The organism is Ephemeroptericola cinctiostellae (assembly GCF_003339525.1).
GTDB classification, from domain to species: Bacteria; Pseudomonadota; Gammaproteobacteria; order Burkholderiales; family Burkholderiaceae; genus Hydromonas; species Hydromonas cinctiostellae.
This window is the reverse complement of record NZ_CP031124.1, coordinates 2496139-2513899: the sequence shown is the minus strand read 5'-3', so window position 1 is coordinate 2513899 and position 17761 is coordinate 2496139. Positions and strand designations below refer to the sequence as shown.

13 protein-coding genes are annotated in these 17761 nt (G+C 51.1%); 3 read left to right on the top strand and 10 right to left on the bottom strand.

What is annotated here, in order from left to right:
* The first annotated feature begins 8 nt into the window (after nucleotides 1-8).
* Nucleotides 9-3980: a Pls/PosA family non-ribosomal peptide synthetase gene (locus DTO96_RS11420; RefSeq protein WP_114563613.1), complete on the top strand. Its 3972-nt coding sequence runs from the start codon at nucleotides 9-11 to the stop codon at nucleotides 3978-3980.
* Nucleotides 3973-4494, top strand: coding sequence for a 4'-phosphopantetheinyl transferase family protein (locus DTO96_RS11415; RefSeq protein WP_114563612.1), 522 nt, complete (start codon nucleotides 3973-3975; stop codon nucleotides 4492-4494). Before DTO96_RS11420 ends, DTO96_RS11415 begins: the two co-directional genes overlap by 8 nt.
* A gap of 101 nt (nucleotides 4495-4595) precedes the next feature.
* On the opposite strand, the gene DTO96_RS11410 is transcribed toward DTO96_RS11415, so the two are convergent.
* Nucleotides 4596-5426, bottom strand: a complete 831-nt coding sequence (locus DTO96_RS11410) for an ABC transporter six-transmembrane domain-containing protein (protein WP_114563611.1) — start codon at nucleotides 5424-5426, stop codon at nucleotides 4596-4598.
* Nucleotides 5427-5810: 384 nt separating this feature from the next.
* Between DTO96_RS11410 and ppsA the strand changes: the two genes are divergently transcribed.
* On the top strand, nucleotides 5811-8180 hold the full coding sequence (gene ppsA / locus DTO96_RS11405) for a phosphoenolpyruvate synthase (protein WP_114563610.1): 2370 nt from the start codon (nucleotides 5811-5813) through the stop codon (nucleotides 8178-8180).
* Between the two features lie 168 nt (nucleotides 8181-8348).
* On the opposite strand, the gene DTO96_RS11400 is transcribed toward ppsA, so the two are convergent.
* From DTO96_RS11400 to DTO96_RS11360, 9 genes are all read right to left on the bottom strand, one after another.
* Nucleotides 8349-8711, bottom strand: a complete 363-nt coding sequence (locus DTO96_RS11400) for an antibiotic biosynthesis monooxygenase family protein (protein ID WP_114563609.1) — start codon at nucleotides 8709-8711, stop codon at nucleotides 8349-8351.
* Between the two features lie 28 nt (nucleotides 8712-8739).
* Nucleotides 8740-8898, bottom strand: a complete 159-nt coding sequence (ccoS, locus tag DTO96_RS11395) for a cbb3-type cytochrome oxidase assembly protein CcoS (protein WP_114563608.1) — start codon at nucleotides 8896-8898, stop codon at nucleotides 8740-8742.
* A gap of 76 nt (nucleotides 8899-8974) precedes the next feature.
* Nucleotides 8975-11194 (bottom strand): heavy metal translocating P-type ATPase, encoded by a 2220-nt coding sequence (locus DTO96_RS11390; protein ID WP_114563607.1) that lies wholly within the window; start codon nucleotides 11192-11194, stop codon nucleotides 8975-8977.
* Between the two features lie 122 nt (nucleotides 11195-11316).
* Complete coding sequence (gene rsmA, locus DTO96_RS11385) at nucleotides 11317-12108, bottom strand: 16S rRNA (adenine(1518)-N(6)/adenine(1519)-N(6))-dimethyltransferase RsmA (protein ID WP_114563606.1); 792 nt, start codon at nucleotides 12106-12108, stop codon at nucleotides 11317-11319.
* On the bottom strand, nucleotides 12109-13173 hold the full coding sequence (gene pdxA, locus DTO96_RS11380) for a 4-hydroxythreonine-4-phosphate dehydrogenase PdxA (protein WP_114563605.1): 1065 nt from the start codon (nucleotides 13171-13173) through the stop codon (nucleotides 12109-12111).
* 162 nt (nucleotides 13174-13335) lie between these two features.
* Nucleotides 13336-14307 (bottom strand): peptidylprolyl isomerase, encoded by a 972-nt coding sequence (locus DTO96_RS11375; protein WP_192878991.1) that lies wholly within the window; start codon nucleotides 14305-14307, stop codon nucleotides 13336-13338.
* Between the two features lie 136 nt (nucleotides 14308-14443).
* The gene (locus tag DTO96_RS11370) at nucleotides 14444-15664 is read right to left on the bottom strand and encodes a benzoate/H(+) symporter BenE family transporter (protein WP_114563603.1); all 1221 of its coding nucleotides are present in this window, start codon (nucleotides 15662-15664) and stop codon (nucleotides 14444-14446) included.
* Nucleotides 15665-15771: 107 nt separating this feature from the next.
* The gene (locus DTO96_RS11365; RefSeq protein WP_114563602.1) at nucleotides 15772-16620 is read right to left on the bottom strand and encodes a PhzF family phenazine biosynthesis protein; all 849 of its coding nucleotides are present in this window, start codon (nucleotides 16618-16620) and stop codon (nucleotides 15772-15774) included.
* On the bottom strand, nucleotides 16620-17663 hold the full coding sequence (locus tag DTO96_RS11360) for a threonine aldolase family protein (protein ID WP_114563601.1): 1044 nt from the start codon (nucleotides 17661-17663) through the stop codon (nucleotides 16620-16622). The genes DTO96_RS11365 and DTO96_RS11360 overlap by 1 nt, the downstream gene beginning before the upstream one ends.
* Nucleotides 17664-17761 lie beyond the last annotated feature (98 nt).

Here is a 17761-nt window from a genome sequence, read left to right as displayed (position 1 = left end):
GGTTGACCATGATTTTACGAGGCGATTCACGCCCTGACTTATTGCGCCACGAGGTTTTGGCCGATTTATTGCAACACACTGCGCACACGTTGCCCGAGCAAATCGCGCTGATTGACGGGCATGACGACAGCGACATGACCTATTTTGAACTCAACCGCCGCGCTGATGTGGTCGCGCATCATTTGATTGAGCGCGGGGTTAAAGTTGGCGACATGATTGGTTTGTGGTTGCCGCGCGGGATGGACTTGCTTGTCATGCAGGCGGGCATTGCCAAGGCAGGCGCGGCGTGGCTGCCGTTTGATGCCGATGTGCCAGTCGAGCGAATTGCGGTGTGTTTGGAAGATGCGAGTGCCGTCGGTTTAATCACCGCTGATGAATGGCTCACTCAGTTAAGCCATTTGACGCAAGCGGTTTGGACGGCGGATGCTTTGTCGATGCCGATTGTTGGCGATTTAAAATCGCAACGCGCCGCGCCGTCTGACCCTGCTTACGTGATTTACACCTCTGGCTCGACGGGCAAGCCCAAGGGCATCATGATCAACCAAGGCAGCATTTGCCACTTTTTGCGCAGCGAAAACAGCGTGCTCAATATTCACATGAGCGACCGCGTGTACCAAGGTTTTTCGGTGGCATTTGACATGTCGTTTGAAGAAATTTGGATCAGTTATCTCGTCGGCGCGACACTGTGGCTCGCGCCCAAAGACGTGGTGAGTGACCCCGATGCGATTGTCAACGCGCTGGAGGTCAATGAAATCAGCGTGTTGCACGCCGTGCCGACTTTGCTCGCGCTGCTGCCGCGCGACGTGGCGGATTTGCGTTTGATTAATTTGGGCGGCGAGATGTGCCCAGACTCGGTGGTCGAGCGTTGGGCGACACCGTATCGGCAATTGTTCAACACGTACGGCCCGACCGAGGCGACGGTGTCAGCGAGTTTGGCCGAGTTAAAGCGTGGCCAGCCTGTGACGATTGGCGAACCTTTGCCCAATTATGGTTTGTTGGTGGTGAGCGAAGCGTTAGACATGCTGCCCGTCGGCGAAGTGGGCGAATTGTGCATCACGGGCGTTGGCGTGGCGATAGGCTATTTGGGGCGAGATGATTTAACCGCTGAAAAATTTGTGCCCAATCCGTATGCGCAAAATGAATTAGAAAGCCGTTTGTACCGCACGGGCGATTTGGCACGGATTGATGAGCACGGCCAAATCCACTGTTTGGGACGCTCCGACGACCAAGTCAAAATCCGTGGTTTTCGGGTCGAGTTGGGCGAAATCGAGGCCGCGCTGTGCGAGCAGTCCGACATCGGTACGGCGGCAGTGATTGTCAAAAATGACACGGGTGTGGACCAGCTCATTGCTTTTGTGGTGATGGATGCAACGGCTAGTTTGGACACGCCAACCGTGCGCGGTGCGTTGCAAAAACAAATGCCCGCATATATGATTCCCGCGCAAATCATCGCACTTGACGAGATGCCGCGCTTGTTGTCGGGCAAAATTGACCGCAAAGCCTTGCATGTGATTGAAACCTTGCCCAGTAATGCACAAGATTCTGATACGCCACATTCAGCAGTAGAAATTGCGTTGTTTGATGCGCTCAAGCAAGCATTTCCGAATCAAGTAATTCAATTTCAATCTGATTTTTTCTGCGATTTGGGCGGCCACAGTTTGTTGGCGGCGCGAGTGGTGTCGAACTTGCGCCACACCGTGGGTTTAGAAAATTTAAGCGTGCAGGTGATTTATCAGCAACGCACCGTGGCGGCGATTGCGCAAGCATTGAGCGTGCAAGCCGCACAAATTCAAACCGTCGCCGAGCCGCTCGTACCGCCGAGCGCGAGTACTTTGCGTCGCCGTGTCATGTGTGGCGTGGCGCAGGCATTGACCTTGCCACCGTTGATTTGCCTGCGCATGGCGCAGTGGTTGATGCCATTTTTTACCTATCATTATTTGACGGGCGACGAAGACGACAGTTTGACTTTTGCCGTACTCGCTTCGTTGGGCGTGTTTTTATTGACCCACATCGTGACGTTTTTGTTGGTGATTGTGAGCAAGCGCGTTGTGTTTCATCGGGTTAAAGCGGGCAGTTATCGACTGTGGGGCACGACGTATTATCGCTGGTGGTTGTTTGAGCGATTGAGCGAAGTGCCTGCCATGTATTTGCTCGCCTCATCATCTTTGTACAATCTATTTTTGCGCGCACTCGGCGCGACCATCGGGCGTGATGTGATGATTGGCTCAGTCACTGTGCGCGTGCCGCATTTGTGCAGCATCGGCGCATATGCTGACATCGGCAATGGCGTGAACATCGAAAATGCGCACATCGAAGGCGAAAATTTAATCCTCGGCGAAGTGCGCATCGGTGCGCGGGCGTTTGTTGGCTCGTATGGCGTGTTGCAAAGCGATACCGTGATTGAAGATGATGGTTATTTGGAAGGGTTGTCCGCGCTCAATACAGGCAAAATCATCCCCGCCAATCAGCTGTGGAGCGGCAGTCCCGCCGAGCATGTGGGCGAACGCCCGAAACACCACCATGCGCCGCGCCCTGCGGTATCCAGCCTGCGCTTGCGTTTGGAGCCGCTGTATTATTTTGTCGGGGCGTGTTTGATTGCGGCGTTGTTTTTTATCCCCGTGTTTCCGAGTTTTATTTTGATTGATTATGCCGATGAAAACTGGTTTCATTTGACCAATGGCGATTATCATTTTTTAATCAGCGCGATGTTGAAGTATTTTTTACTCGGTCTGCCCGCCAGTTTGGTTTTGATTGTGGTCATGATGTTGATCGCCGCGCTGTTGCGCCGCATTCTGATGCCCAAGCGTATGGTTGCAGACACGCATCCTGTGCACAGCAATTTATATTATCGCAAATGGTTGACCAATCAGATTCAAGAAGCCAGTCTCAACGTGCTGCACGGCTTATACGCCACGGTTTACTCGGCTTCGTGGTTTCGTTTGCTCGGTGCGCGGATTGGTCGAGATGCTGAGATTTCCACCGCGATGGGCATCGTGCCCGACATGTTGACGCTGGGTGATGATTCGTTTATTGCCGACGGCGTGATGCTCGGCGACGAGCACATCGAGGGCGGCTGGCTGACGTTGCGCCCGACCATGATTGGCAACCGCAGTTTCATCGGTAATGGCGCATACGTGCCCGACGGGCGCATCGTGCCCGATGATGTCTTAATCGGCGTACAAACCCGTTGCCCACCCAACGCGCAATTGGCACAAGGACAAACCTGGATTGGCCTGCCGCCGATGATTTTACCCATGCGTGAAAAAGCGATTGAGTTTGATGACACTTTAACTTTCCGCCCGACGATTGCACGACGCATGGCGCGTGGGCTGATTGAAGCATTGCGGATTGTGTTGCCAATGTCATTGGTGATTACCACAGGCTATTTTACCGTGCTTGAAGTCGTGCCCTACACCGACGACGAACAGTGGTTTGCCGCTGGCTTGATGTTGGCGTTGTGCGGCATTGTGTTTGGTGTCGGCTCGTTTGTATTTGTTTGGCTGCTCAAATGGGCATTGATTGGTCGCTACAAACCGCACGCCGTGCCGATGTGGACGATGTTTGTTTGGTTGTCTGAAGCGGTCACCAATATGTATGAGTCCATCGCCGTACCGAGTTTTATGAACTTTTTGCGCGGCACACCGATGTTGCCTTGGGCTTTTAGGGCAATGGGGGTCAAAATCGGACGCGGTGTGTTTATGGACACCACCGACATCACCGAATACGATTGCGTCAGCATCGGCGATTATTCGATTTTAAACGCACGTTGCGGCCCGCAAACCCACTTGTTTGAAGACCGCATCATGAAAATTGGCCGAGTGGATATTGGCAATCACGTCACCGTATTACCGCGCAGCACCATTTTGTACGACACCGTCATAGGTGACGGCGTACACATCGGCGTGTTGTCATTGATTTTAAAAGGCGAACAACTGCCCGCGCAAACCCGCTGGGTCGGCACGCCAGCGCACAATGATTGAGGCGTATCCATACCCACCGTCGGTCGCATTTGAGCCGACGGCTGTTGCGCCATGGTTGTGTTATGTAATCTGCCCCAATACCAACCGCGACGAGATGCGGGCGCATGGTCGAGCGGCCTTACGGCAAATTTTGGGGCGTGATGTATTAGAGAGCAAACATGGCCCGACCGCATCCAACCTGCAATTGAGTATCAGTTATGCAGGCCATTTATGTTTACTCGGCGTAAGCCTTGGTGCTGCACAATTTGGCATTGACTTGGTTCAACTTGCGGCATTTGACGATTGGTCAATCAATGAGTTACACGACGTTGCGGCGGTTTATTTGCCACAAAAACCCAACAATGCCGTTGAGTTTGCCCAGCAATGGGCAATATTTGAAGCCAGCAACAAAGCACTCAAACGCGGTATTCAAGAAAACAGCACCACGCCCATATCACGCTCATGGGCAGTGAAGGGCTTGCCCGCGGGCTTTATTGGTTCGGTGGTTGTGGTTGACAACCCTCTTATTGATTAACCCGTCGTTTTTGTAGGGTGGGCACTGCCCACCATTTTATGCAATTGGCTTTCAAAGAGCGGTGGGCAGTGCCCACCCTACATTGGATAATTTACGATAAATCACGCCAAGCGTTCCTGAATATCCTTCAAACGCACCACTTGATTAATCAATTGCGGCACGCCATCCAAGCCATCCAAGTAGTCATACGCATACGATAAAATCGCAAAAATCGTCCCTGCGCTCGCGCTGTGTGCACCCAAAAAATTGAGCAAAATAAACAAAACCGCCAATAATGTGGCAAATTCGGTAAACACCCACGCGGTGTTTTCGGCATCCGACAGCGCGACTTTCCAGCGTCCGAGCAGGCGAAAATGTCGGTCAATCGCAAACGGCGAACCGCTTTGCAGCGTGCGCACTTCGCGCTCGACTTGATCGTTTAGCCCGCCGTTGAGGCGTTTGGATTTACGGGCATAAATCGCATTGCCAATCAGCAACGGTGCAAGCACGACGGTGGCAATCAAGCCCGCTTGCACGTCATAAACATACAGCATGACCAATGCGCCGATAATCGACAACATGGTGTGCACGACAAACGGCAATTCGTGTTCAAAAAAATCAACAATTTCACGTGCCAACTCGACCCGTGCGGCGATTTCGCTCAACTCTTCACCACGCTCTTTTTGCGTCAACACGACTTTGTTGGCGACAAACGCATAAATTTTGGTGAACGTTCGTGTGTCGTAACGTTGGCGAAAATACGCCACCAGCATGTGCGCCAACCACGTACCAATGAGCAAAATCAAGCCCGTGTAACTGTGCGACATCATGCCATCGACCGTCAACCCAGTCAGCGCGGGGTACGCGAGCAAGCAGGCTTTTTCAAAAAAAGTCAAACCGTAGGTCAGCGCAATCGCAGGGCGATACGGGGCAATGAGGTGTTTTAAATTCATAATATGATTTCCGTGTGTCTATACAGCGACGCTGACATTTTCAGGTCTAACAGATTGATCAGGTAATCGGCCACCCAAACCATCACTGTCCTGAGCAATGGCGCAGCACGTGAAACCAAATGGGCGCGTTGTGGAGGGTGATTGACCAACAATAGGGGGCTTGCCAGATTGAAACAGCTGTATGTATTGTACGGGTAAAATCAGTCTTTTGAGCATCATAAATGTTTATAAAACAGGTGCATTAACCTATTTAAAACGGTAGAATGGAGAGCATAGCAAACGCGAATATGCGTGTTTGTCCAAAGCATTGAGCAGTTAGGTGAGCGATTGAAAAATAAGGCCTTTTCCGAAGGCTCACCTAACTTTTTAACTTTTGGAGCTTTTATGATGAACCACAATGTATTGCCGTTTGAGCAATTGCGGAAAGAGGACGTCGACTCTGTTGGCGGTAAAAACTCGTCTTTGGGTGAGATGATTTCTCAGTTGGCTGGTGCTGGTGTGCGCGTGCCGACAGGCTTTGCAACCACTGCACAAGCTTTCCGTGATTTTCTGACCCACAATGATTTGACCAATAAAATCGCGGCGCGCCTCGAAGGTTTGGACATCGAGGACGTGCGTGCTTTGGCTGCAGCAGGTGCAGACATTCGCGGCTGGGTGGTTGATGCGCCATTTCAACCAACTTTGGAAGCGGACATCCGCGCTGCATTTGCTGATTTGAGCAAAGACGATGCCGCTGACGCATCATTTGCGGTGCGTTCATCGGCCACAGCAGAAGATTTGCCTGATGCATCATTCGCGGGTCAACAAGAAAGTTACCTCAACGTTGCAGGCATTGACGACGTGCTCGATAAAATCAAACACGTGTTTGCTTCTTTATACAATGACCGTGCGATTGCATATCGCGTGCACAAAGGCTTTACACACGCTGAAGTGGCTCTGTCTGCGGGCATTCAGCGCATGGTGCGTTCGGACGTGGGTTCATCGGGCGTGATGTTCACGATTGACACTGAATCAGGATTTGATCAAGTGGTGTTCATCACTTCAAGCTATGGCTTGGGTGAAACGGTGGTGCAAGGCGCGGTCAATCCTGACGAATTTTACGTGTTCAAACCCACTTTGGCTTTGGGTAAAGAGGCGATCATCCGCCGTTCTATCGGTTCAAAACTCATCAAAATGGAATTCACCAAAGAAGGCGAAGAAGGCCGAGTGAAAACAGTGGATGTTCCATTGGAGCAACGCAATCGCTACTCGATCACCGATGCAGATGTGAAACAGCTTGCTGAATACGCAGTTATCATTGAGAAACATTACGGTCGTCCAATGGACATCGAATGGGGCAAAGATGGCAACGATGGCAAAATTTATATTTTGCAAGCACGTCCAGAGACAGTGAAAAGCCAGCAAGGCGGCAAAGCTGAAATGAGTTACGCGCTCAAAGGCAGCGCCACAGTTTTGACGACAGGCCGTGCAATTGGCCAAAAAATTGGTACAGGCGCAGTGCGCGTGATCATGGATCCATCGGAAATGGAACGTGTGCAACCCGGTGATATCTTGGTTGCCGACATGACCGACCCGAACTGGGAACCCGTGATGAAACGTGCAGCAGCGATTGTCACTAACCGTGGCGGTCGTACGTGCCATGCGGCGATCATCGCACGTGAATTGGGTGTGCCTGCAGTGGTCGGTTGCTCTGATGCGACCGATGTGTTGAAAGATGGCATGCTTGTGACCGTGTCGTGCTCAGAAGGTGATGAGGGTAAGGTCTACGAAGGCATCCTTGACATGGAAGTGTCGGAGGTTGAGCGTGGCGAATTGCCAGAAATCGCCACCAAGATCATGATGAATGTGGGCAATCCACAGCTTGCTTTCAATTTCTGTCAGATTCCGAACAAAGGCGTGGGTTTGGCGCGTTTGGAATTTGTGATTAACAACAACATTGGCGTGCATCCAAAAGCCATTTTGGAATACCCGAACATTGACGCCGACTTGAAAAAAGCGGTTGAGTCGGTGGCACGTGGCTACGCGAACCCGCGTTCATTCTACGTTGATAAAGTCACAGAAGGCGTAGCGACCATTGGCGCGGCATTCTACCCAAAACCAGTGATTGTGCGTTTGTCTGATTTCAAATCAAACGAATACAAAAAACTCATCGGTGGCTCGCGTTATGAACCCGATGAAGAAAACCCGATGCTCGGTTTCCGTGGTGCGTCACGTTACATTTCAGAAGACTTTTCAGAAGCTTTTGCGATGGAGTGCGAAGCCATGAAGCGTGTGCGTGATGAAATGGGTTTGACCAATGTGGAAATCATGGTGCCGTTTGTGCGTACGCTCGAGCAAGGCCGTAAAGTGATTGAGTTGTTGGCTGAAAAAGGTCTGAAACAAGGCGAAAACGGCTTGCGCGTCATCATGATGTGCGAAGTGCCGTCGAATGCCATTTTGGCAGAGGAGTTCTTGGAGATTTTTGACGGTTTCTCGATTGGTTCAAATGACTTGACGCAATTGACTTTGGGCCTTGATCGTGACTCAGGCATGGAGTTGTTGGCAAAAGACTTTGATGAGCGCGATCCTGCGGTTAAATTTATGCTCAGCCGTGCCATCAGCACTGCCCGTCGCATGAATAAATACGTTGGTATTTGTGGTCAAGGCCCTTCGGATCATGAGGATTTTGCGAAGTGGTTGGTTGAAGAAGGCATTGAATCCATTTCTTTGAATCCTGACACCGTGATTAAAACGTGGAAAGCATTGGCTGAGTAATTCAGTTCTTTGTTCATGAGCGTTAAAAAGCCAGCCTGTTATCAGGCTGGCTTTTTTGTGTTTGACTGATACTTGTTTTGTGGGTTTTCGTTGCTGCGCAGGTGCTGTTTGTTTTGTGAGGCGATGTTCAAGGCGGCAAAATGCAAGCGCACTTCATTGTTTTAAATTTCAATCCGCACCAGTACTGGTGTTGCCCGTGGTGGGCGGTGTGTGTTGGGTCGCTATGGGGTGCGGAAATTGGTCATCGCCATACGTATGAATGATTTCAGAAATGATCACGCGATAACCATTTAACCACAAGTTTTGGGAGGCTTTGGCCTGTTTGTGTGTGGGGTGTTGCATGAGCTCATGCAAGGCCTCAAGCGATTCCCAATAATATACGTTTGAGATCAAACCCGTTTCAGGGTTTTCCCAGCTTTCCTCTCCCACATAGCCCTTGATGTTTCTTGCAATCTTTATGATGGCTTGATCGAGGCGATGAAATTCATCGTCAAACTGTTTCTTGGCAAAAATGAATGTTGAAGCATACATATTGAGTCTCACAAAAAATAGGTCTGTTTTAACGTTTATGGGATGCGTCTTCGTTGTCATCAAAAATGGATTGTCCATGTTTGTCCAGTTTGTCGAATTGATCCCGGTGAACCGCCCACCACAGACCGTAAATGATGAGAAAAACCAAAATGACGGACAGTGGGATGAGCAAATACAGGGTTTCCATGGTTATCCTATGGTGAAATTCGTAAATAATTCAATGTCTGGGTAACGCTTATTCTGTAAAACTGACTCGCGCTTCACTACAAACGGGGCGTGGGGCGCAGCACGCGCAAGGCATTGCCCACCACAATCAGGGAGCTGAATGCCATGCCGATGCTGGCAATCAATGGGTTGACGTGGTCGGTGGCGGCCAGTGGAATGGCAACTAAATTATACAGCAGTGCCCATGCGAGGTTTTGATGGATCAACATACGCGCACGTTTGGCGATGCTGTGGGCTGCATATACATCGTTTAAGTCGCCTGATTGAACGACAAGATCGGCTTGCATTTGCGTGAGGCTGCTGCCGTGTCCCATGGCGATGGCAACATCGGCTTGTTGCAAAACAGGGGCATCATTGATGCCATCGCCTGTCATGGCGACGGTTTTGCCGTTGCTTTGCCACGCTTGAACGCGTGCCAATTTGTCGGCTGGGGTGGCATTGGCAAAGGCTTGTGTGATGTGCAGCTCAGAGGCAAAAGGATGCACCACATCGCTTTTATCTCCGCTGATGAGCACCACTTCACGCTGGTCTTTTTGTAAAGCCTTGATCAAATCAGCCGCATGCGCGCGCGTGCGGTCGGCCAAGATGAACCATGCCAGCAGTTCACCGTCTGAACACAGTAATGCCACACTTTTACCCTCTATTTGCGCAGGGTGTTCGTGTACACCGAGCTCGCGTTCTGCGGCAAAATTGGGCTTGCCAATGCGGTAAGCATAGCCTGCGACACTGCCGATGACCCCTTGAGCAACAACCAGTTCAACAGCATCCACTTCGCTCATGCGTTCGGGTAATTTTAGATCTTGCAGTCCTTTGCGCAAGGCCAAGGCAATCGGGTGGCGCGATGCGGCTTCGAGTGTGGCGGCAATTTGTAAGGCGTCGTTTGTGGAAAAATCAATGGCGCGGGCTGCGTCGGTCAGTTCAATGTGCTCCAACGTTTGCACATCTTCAGTGAGGGTGCCTGTTTTGTCAAAGGCATACACGTCCACTGCGGCAAGGTTTTCTAGGGCTTGAGGTTGAATCACAAGCACGTGGTGTTTGGCCAATGCGCTGGTCGCTGCGGTGAGAACGGTGGGGACGGCCAAAGCCAAAGCACACGGGCAGGTGATGATGAGAATTGAGACGACCACGGGCACGATGCGGCTGCTGTCGTGCAGCGCCCAATATATGGCAGCAATGGCGCATACGGCCAATAAGCCATATAAAAAATAGCGAGCCATGCGTTCAGCAGCACGAGCCAGAGCGGGTTTGTGCATGGCCGATTGTTGGGCGAGGCGTTCAATGGTGTCGAGTTCACTGGCCCCACGGGCTGCCGTGATGCGAGTATAAATGCCTTGTTCGATGTTGGTTGCCCCTGCGAGCACCGCATCACCGACTGTTTTATGGATGGGTTGTGACTCACCTGTGAGTAAGGCTTGTGAGCACGTGGTTGTGCCTTCGATCAAGGTGGCATCGGCTGGAATGGTTTCACCGCTGGCGATGAAGACGACATCGTTCACTGCGAGCTCATCGGCGGGTGTGAGTTGTACGTTTTTATTGATCGGAAAATCAATGACTTTTTCAGCAAACATGCGCTTGTGTTGCAACACGGCGTTGAGGTAACTGGAGGCTTTATTCAGTGCGCGGAACTGGATGTAACGTGCGCTCAGCAACAAGCCCACAAACATGGTGATGGAGTCGAAATAAACGTGGCCAATGTTGGTCAAGGTGGCGTAGACACTGGCAATGAAGGCAACGATCAATGCGAGTGCCACGGGTGAATCCATGCCCAGCTGGCGCATGCGGATTTCTGCCCATGCGCCTTTAAAAATAGGAGTGGCACAATAAAATATGATGGGTAAAGTGAGCACCAGATTGGCCCATTTCATCAGTCGAGCCACGTCGGAGCCCATGTCCATGTCGGATGAGACGTAGAACGGGTACATGAACATCATGCTTTGCATCAACAACAACACTGCGACCAGCATGCGAAACAATTCGCTGCGTTGTTGTTTTTTCTCGGTGGCGCTGATGTCTTGGGTTTGCTCCTCAAAAGCGTGGTAGCCGAGTTTCTCGATGCGGGCAATGATGTCGGTGGCGGCAATTTTACTGGCATCAAGTTGAACAAAAGCACGGCGCAAGGTGTAGTTGGCTTGCGCGCTGTAAATGCCATCGACCTGTTGCAAGTCGCGTTCAATCAAGTCGGTGCAGGCGACACAGGCGACACCACCTAAGCGCAGGTGAATGTCGGTGAGGCGTGGGGTGTTGGGTGCAGTGGTCATGGTGTGTGCCGAAGGTTAATCATGTGTTGATGATAAACCCTGTGGTTTGATACGGAGTCAAGGCGTGTTTTGACATGGCCGCGTTAATTTGTTGCTATAACTGAATAACTGAAGCATTGTTGTTATGCTGAAACATTGATCAAATGATTGGATAAATTGACAAATTGCTCCAAAGACAGTTCTTCTGCGCGGGCGGTTTCTTTGATGTCGCAGGCGTGCATTTGTGCCACAGTGACCACGCCGCTTAATGTGTTGCGCAACATTTTTCGACGCTGACTGAAGGCTTGAGCGACCAGTTTGGACAAATGGTCTTCATCTTTTGCATGGCGGGCGCTGATGGGTTTGGGGTACATGCGAACGATGGCTGAGGTGACTTTGGGCGCAGGTGTAAACGCATGCGGCGGCACATCGAAGAGGTGTTCCATTTCATAGCGGTACTGCAACATCACCGACAGTCGGCCATAGGCTTTGTCCTTTGGTGCGGCGACCATGCGTTCGATGACTTCTTTTTGCAGCATAAACACTTGCACATCAATGTGTGGGGCAAAGGTCACGAGGTGAAACAGCAATGGACTGGAGATGTTGTACGGTAAATTGCCCACCACTTTGCGTAGGGATTTTTCACCTGCTGGAATGCTGAGAAAATCAAAATTCAATGCATCGGTGCTATGAATGGTTAACTGTTCAGGCTTGAAACGTTTTTCCAAGCGGGCAACAAGGTCTCGATCCAGTTCGACCGCATGCATGTGGGGGATGTATTCCAATAGGGGTTCGGTCAAGGCCGCCAAGCCGGGGCCAATTTCAATTAAACAGTCGCCTTCTTTGGGGGCAATTGCGCGGATGATGTCATTGATGACGCCATGATCGTGCAAAAAATTTTGACCAAAGCGTTTACGGGCGATGTGAGCAGACATTTAAATTTTCCTTGTTGAAACGTTTGTTTGGGTGTTCACTGCGGCATTCATGTGACTGGCATGCACCATGTCATGTGCGCATTGAATGGCGGCGAACATGCTGCCGGCATCGGCGGTGTTTTTCCCAGCCAAATCAATGGCGGTGCCATGATCGACGGATGTGCGAATGATGGGCAGACCGAGTGTGATGTTGACGCCATGACCGAAGCTGGCGTACTTGAGCACCGGCAAGCCTTGGTCGTGGTACATCGCCAACACCGCATCGGCATCATTTAAGTAATGGGGTTGAAACAGTGTGTCGGCGGGATAAGGGCCGCGCACATCATGGCCGCGTTGCTGGAACGACTGAATCACGGGTGTGATGACGTCGATTTCCTCCATGCCCATGTGACCGCCTTCACCTGCGTGCGGGTTCAGACCCGTGACCAGCACCCGTGGTTGAGCGATGTTGAATTTGACTGTTAAATCATGCAGCAAAATGTCCAGTGTGCGTGTCAGCGAAGGGATGGTGATCGCATCTGAAATGAGTTTTAGCGGCACATGGGTGGTTGCCAAAGCCACGCGCATGCCACCGCCGGCGAGCATCATCACCACTTGATCGGTTTGGGTTTTATCTGCCAGATATTCCGTGTGCCCTGTGAAGGCGATGCCTGCATCATTGATGATGCCTTTATGGACTGGGGCAGTGACCATGCCTGAAAACTGTTGTGAGGCAATGCCATTCAATGCGGTGTCCAGCAGCTCAAGCACATGGGGTGCATTGGCTGTACTCAGTTGACCTGCGGTTGCTGGTGCACGCAGGGGCACATGAGCGACTTGAATGATTTGGGTCGCATCTTGTGTGTGGGTGAACGGCGCATTGGCGTCGTAATGGCGAAATTGCACATCAAGCGCCATGTTGCGAGCAGTGGCGATCAAAAAATCATAATCCCCCATAAGGACAAGAGGGGTTAAAGACGGGGTTTGGTTTTGCCATTGCAATGCGGCGCGCAAACTGACTTCAGCACCGATGCCTGCGGGTTCACCCGTGGTCAGTGCGAGGGGAAGGGGGGTATTGGAATCCATGCGCCCATTTTACCACCTGCGATCCGATTTCAGGCCATTGAATTGTGGGCAAATGGTTGAAAAAAAAGCCGCACGGTGTGCGGCTTTTCTCTATGGACAGCGTTTCGATCGTAGACCCAGCAAAACAAAAGTTGAAAGCTTGGGTGGGAGTGAACTTGGCTGTTATTTAATCACAACCAAGGATTGACCCGATTCCATCAAGTTTTTCAACCATGTGTTATACGCTTCGGGCATTTTTTGCTCCATTAAGGCGGCCTTGGCATTTTTTACTTGTTCATCCAAGCCAAATTCGATTTCAGTTTTCTTTTCAACTTTGATGATGTGCAAACCGTTCTTTGTTGTGATGATGCTGCTGGTTGCGCCATCGGCTAAGCCTTCAATTGCTTTCGTGATTGCAGGGTCGGCTGAGTTGTCGAATGCAATGAATGGTACTTTACCGCCATTTTGCGCTGTTTCTGGGTTTTCTGAAGTGCTGCGGGCAACGGCGTCAAATGCTTCATTGGCATCCAAACGTGCTTTGGCGGCGGTGATTTTATCCTTGGCTTTTTTATCAGTGCCTGCAACAAAAATATCACTGGCGAGAACGCCTTTGGTTTTCGGAATTGGATTGTTTTTGCCCAATTTACGCTCTGCTAAAAAAGCATCGACTTCATCGGATGAGACTTTGACCTTGTCTTCCACTTCATGTTTGATGAGGGCATTCTTAATTAAATCCATGCGCAAATCACGGTTCAATGCCGCCCAACCTTTTTCGCCGCCTTGTTTGATCACATTTTGTTTAAATTGCTCAACGCTGATGTTTTGGCTTTGCGCAATGTTGTTCAATGCTTGAGTGGCGTCATTGTCGGAAACGCCAATGTTGAGGTTTTTGGCTTTATTCAACATCAAGCGATTGCTGATGATTTCATTGAAGGCACTCTGTTTGACATCGTTTTTTTGTGCTTCGGTCAAATTCAGTTTTTTACCATTGGCTTCTGCTTCTTGAGCGGCCACCGCCACATTGATGCTGATTTGTTCTTGAACTTCTTGGGCGGTGACGGGTTCGCCTGCAACCGTTGCGACCACTTTGTCTAAATTCACCTGCGCCATGGCCAATGTGGGTACGGCCAAAGCGACCATTAATAATTTTTTCAAAAGCTTGCTCATTGTGGTACATCCTTTTAGATAAATTGGGGTGACTTGTGTTGCATTATAAATCAAGTCAGTGTCTAAAACACCCCATACTGTTGTTTGGTTGACGCATCATGTTTCGTCGGATTGTGCGCATAATTTATGATTTTTTTGTGTAAGTCAAAATAAAATGTGCCGCACAGCCCAATACAATGCCCCAAAATGCGCTGCCCAAATCAAACAGCGTCACACCCGAGGCGCATGTCATGAATGTCACCAAAGCGGCTTCACGTTCGGCGGGTTTGTGGCTGTTTGAACTGAAATTGGTCAATCCGTTTAGAATCGCGCCGAGCAAGGCGAGACCCGCGAGTACAGTGATGAGAATTTTTGGCAAGCCCAAGAAAAATGTCACCAGCACCCCTGCAATTAACCCCAAGAATATGCTGAAAATGCCGCACCATAAGCCTGCGATGTAACGCTTGGCTGGATCGGCGTGACTTTCTTTCTCAGTGCAAATCGCGGCGGTGATGGCGGCGAGGTTGATGCCAAAGTTGCCGAATGGTGCGGTGATAAGGGATAGGAACGAGGTCAATGAAATCAATGGTTTGGCTGGGGCTTGCATGGCATTGTAACCTGAAGCACGCAATACGGCGATGCCTGTCATCTGTTGCCCCGTGAGGGTGATGAGTGCGAGTGGCAGGCCAATGTTGACGATGCCTTTGAATGTGAATTCTGGCGTTGTCCATACGGGGGTGGCCAGATGCAGGGGCACATGAGGGATGGCTGCACCTTTAAAACCAAAGACATAGACGCAGCCCGTGATGAGCACGGCGAGCACGGCGTAGCGTGCAAAAAAACGTTTGCCAATCAAGTAAGTGAACAGCATGAGCAGCATCAGTGCAGTGTCTGAGCCCAGTGTGGTGAAGGTGTTGATGCCAAATTTGAACAAAATCCCTGCCAGTAAAGCCGCCGCAATGGTTTTGGGGATGCGGTTCATCACGGTGTCAAAAGCACCTGAAATGCCGATCAAAAAGATCACCGCACCCGCCACCACAAACCCAGCAATGGCTTCTGCATAGGGCACTGTGGGTAATGCAGTGATGAGGAATACCGCACCCGGCGTGGACCATGCGGTGATGATGGGCACGCGAGTCAGATAACTCAAGAGCAAGCCAGCCAAGCCGAAAGTGAAACACAATGACCACAGCATGGAGGTCGTTTGTGCCTCGGTCAGGTTACCTGCTTGTGCCGCTTGGATGACAATGGCCAAAGGCCCACCATAGCCTGCCAGAATGGCGACCAATGCCGCAGCCAAAGCGGTGGAGGATTGGTCTTTTTTAATTTGAGAGAGACTGAGGTAGTTGGATTGGGGATTTTGCATTGCTGATCTGAATGAGGATTGAAAATAAAACCGCCATTGGGCTTGCATAATTAACGGCTGTTAATGACGGTTGACGACGGTGAAGGGGCGGTGCGCCATTTCACCGTCTAGGGCAGCACTAATTGCCCCGTTGCAAACGGCATGACGCGCCCACCGACTTGAATATCACCCGCCGCATTGACATTTAAATACAAATGGTTGGGACGATTGATCGAAGCGGCTTGGGTGATGTGCCAACTCAACGGAGCCTGTCCTGACTCGTGTGCCCATGCGCCGAGGTTGCAGCAGGCCCCGCCTGTGCCAGGGTCTTCGAGTACCGCTTGACCCATGTTGAAAAAATAACGCGAGGTGACTTCATTGTTGATCACGTGGCACAGATAGACGTTGAGGTGTGCGGCATCGACGCTCGGATCAAGCAGGGCGGCGAGGTTGGGTTGAGCCCGATTCACAGCGGCAGCACTGTTCAACGGCACGATCAATTGCCATGTGCCTGCGTTCATCCAGCGGGCTGGCGCGGCGAAATCATTTGCGTGCAAATGAAGCGCATCGGCCAAATGTTCGTTTGAAAAAGAACAGTCTTGTGAGGCGTAGCCTGAGATGGCCAACCGATAAATGCCTTCGTTGTGGCGTATGGTCACCGTTTTGGCGTTGGTTTGCAGGGTGAATGTGTCGGGTAAATTCAAATGTTGATGCAGCCACGATGATGCACCGATGGTCGGATGACCTGCAAACGGCAGTTCATGGTCGGGGGTGAAAATGCGCAGGCGCGCGGCGTGTTCGGAGCCTTGGTCTGGACTGCAAATGAACACCGTTTCGGACAAATTGAATTGGCGTGCGATCAACTGCATGGTGGTGCTGTCGAGTGTGTCGGCATCGGGCACAATCGCCAGTGGATTGCCGCCCCAAGAGGTTTCGGCGAACACATTGACCACCGCATAATGAAGTTCTTTAGACATTATATTTCCTTGTGTTGTAATGCGTCACGGGCATCGGCAATGAAATCTTTGACCTTGTCCAGCGGTGTCGCCCACGAGGTCACGAGGCGAATCATTTGACGGCCTTCATCGTATTTTTTCCACACATGAAAACCATAGCGCGCTTGCAATGCCGTGATGGCGTCATTCGGCAGAATGGGGAATATTTGGTTGGTGCTGGAGAGGCTTTCAAATTCAACACCCAAAGCCAGCAGGCCATTTTGTAACGCAAGGGCGCATTGGTTGGCATGGGTGGCGAGTGCTTGGAATAAACCATTGCTGAGTAACGCCAAAAATTGACTGCCAATCACACGCCCTTTGGCGAGCAAGGCGCCGCGCTGCTTGAGGTGATAGCGAAAATCAGTTTGTAAACTTGTGTTCACAATCACCACGGCTTCGCCGAGCAAAGCGCCATTTTTTGTCCCGCCAATATAAAACACATCGGCAAGCGCCGCGATGTCTGCCAGTGTCCAATCGGCTTCGGTGCTCACCAAGGCTGAGCCCAAACGTGCACCGTCAATGAAAAAATACAAATTCAATTCAGTGCACACCTCGCGCAAAGCACGCAATTCGGTCAGGTTGTACACCGTACCGATTTCGGTGGATTGCGAAATATACACCACGCGCGGGCGCACGCCATGCTCCCACGGATGCGCTGCCACCACTGCGCGCACATCGGCTGGCGTGAGCTTGCCTTGCGTGACAGTCATGGAGATGACCTTGTGTCCTGTTGCTTCGATCGCACCCGTTTCATTGGCAAAAATATGCCCCGTGTGTGCAGAAATCACCGCTTCAAAAGGGCGCAGCATGGATGAAATCACCGTTAAATTGGCTTGCGTGCCACCGCTGAGGAAATGCACCGCCGCTTCAGGTGCGTGGCAGATGGTGCGAATGGCCTCGGCTGCTTGTGCGCTGATGGTGTCCATGCCATAGCCTGCTTCTTGTCGCATCGGTTCATGTGCAATCGCCGCTAAACAAGCGGGATGGGCGGTTTCAGAATAGTCGTTATAAAACTGGTGGTGCATTTTTTTAAGGCTTTCTCAAGTGGTCAACAGCGTCATCGTTCATGTGTTCCAATGGTAACATCGGCGGTGACAGCAGGTGTTGATGGCTGTCGCTTCCG

Coding starts and splice junctions, on each gene's coding strand:
- ccoS (WP_114563608.1), bottom strand. CDS start 8,898: ATGGAAACCCTGTATTTGCTCATCCCACTGTCCGTCATTTTGGTTTTT.
- pdxA (WP_114563605.1), bottom strand. CDS start 13,173: ATGGATTCCAATACCCCCCTTCCCCTCGCACTGACCACGGGTGAACCC.
- DTO96_RS11400 (WP_114563609.1), bottom strand. CDS start 8,711: ATGTATGCTTCAACATTCATTTTTGCCAAGAAACAGTTTGACGATGAA.
- ppsA (WP_114563610.1), top strand. CDS start 5,811: ATGATGAACCACAATGTATTGCCGTTTGAGCAATTGCGGAAAGAGGAC.
- DTO96_RS11420 (WP_114563613.1), top strand. CDS start 9: ATGATTTTACGAGGCGATTCACGCCCTGACTTATTGCGCCACGAGGTT.
- rsmA (WP_114563606.1), bottom strand. CDS start 12,108: ATGTCTGCTCACATCGCCCGTAAACGCTTTGGTCAAAATTTTTTGCAC.
- DTO96_RS11360 (WP_114563601.1), bottom strand. CDS start 17,663: ATGCACCACCAGTTTTATAACGACTATTCTGAAACCGCCCATCCCGCT.
- DTO96_RS11410 (WP_114563611.1), bottom strand. CDS start 5,426: ATGAATTTAAAACACCTCATTGCCCCGTATCGCCCTGCGATTGCGCTG.
- DTO96_RS11365 (WP_114563602.1), bottom strand. CDS start 16,620: ATGTCTAAAGAACTTCATTATGCGGTGGTCAATGTGTTCGCCGAAACC.
- DTO96_RS11390 (WP_114563607.1), bottom strand. CDS start 11,194: ATGACCACTGCACCCAACACCCCACGCCTCACCGACATTCACCTGCGC.
- DTO96_RS11415 (WP_114563612.1), top strand. CDS start 3,973: ATGATTGAGGCGTATCCATACCCACCGTCGGTCGCATTTGAGCCGACG.
- DTO96_RS11370 (WP_114563603.1), bottom strand. CDS start 15,664: ATGCAAAATCCCCAATCCAACTACCTCAGTCTCTCTCAAATTAAAAAA.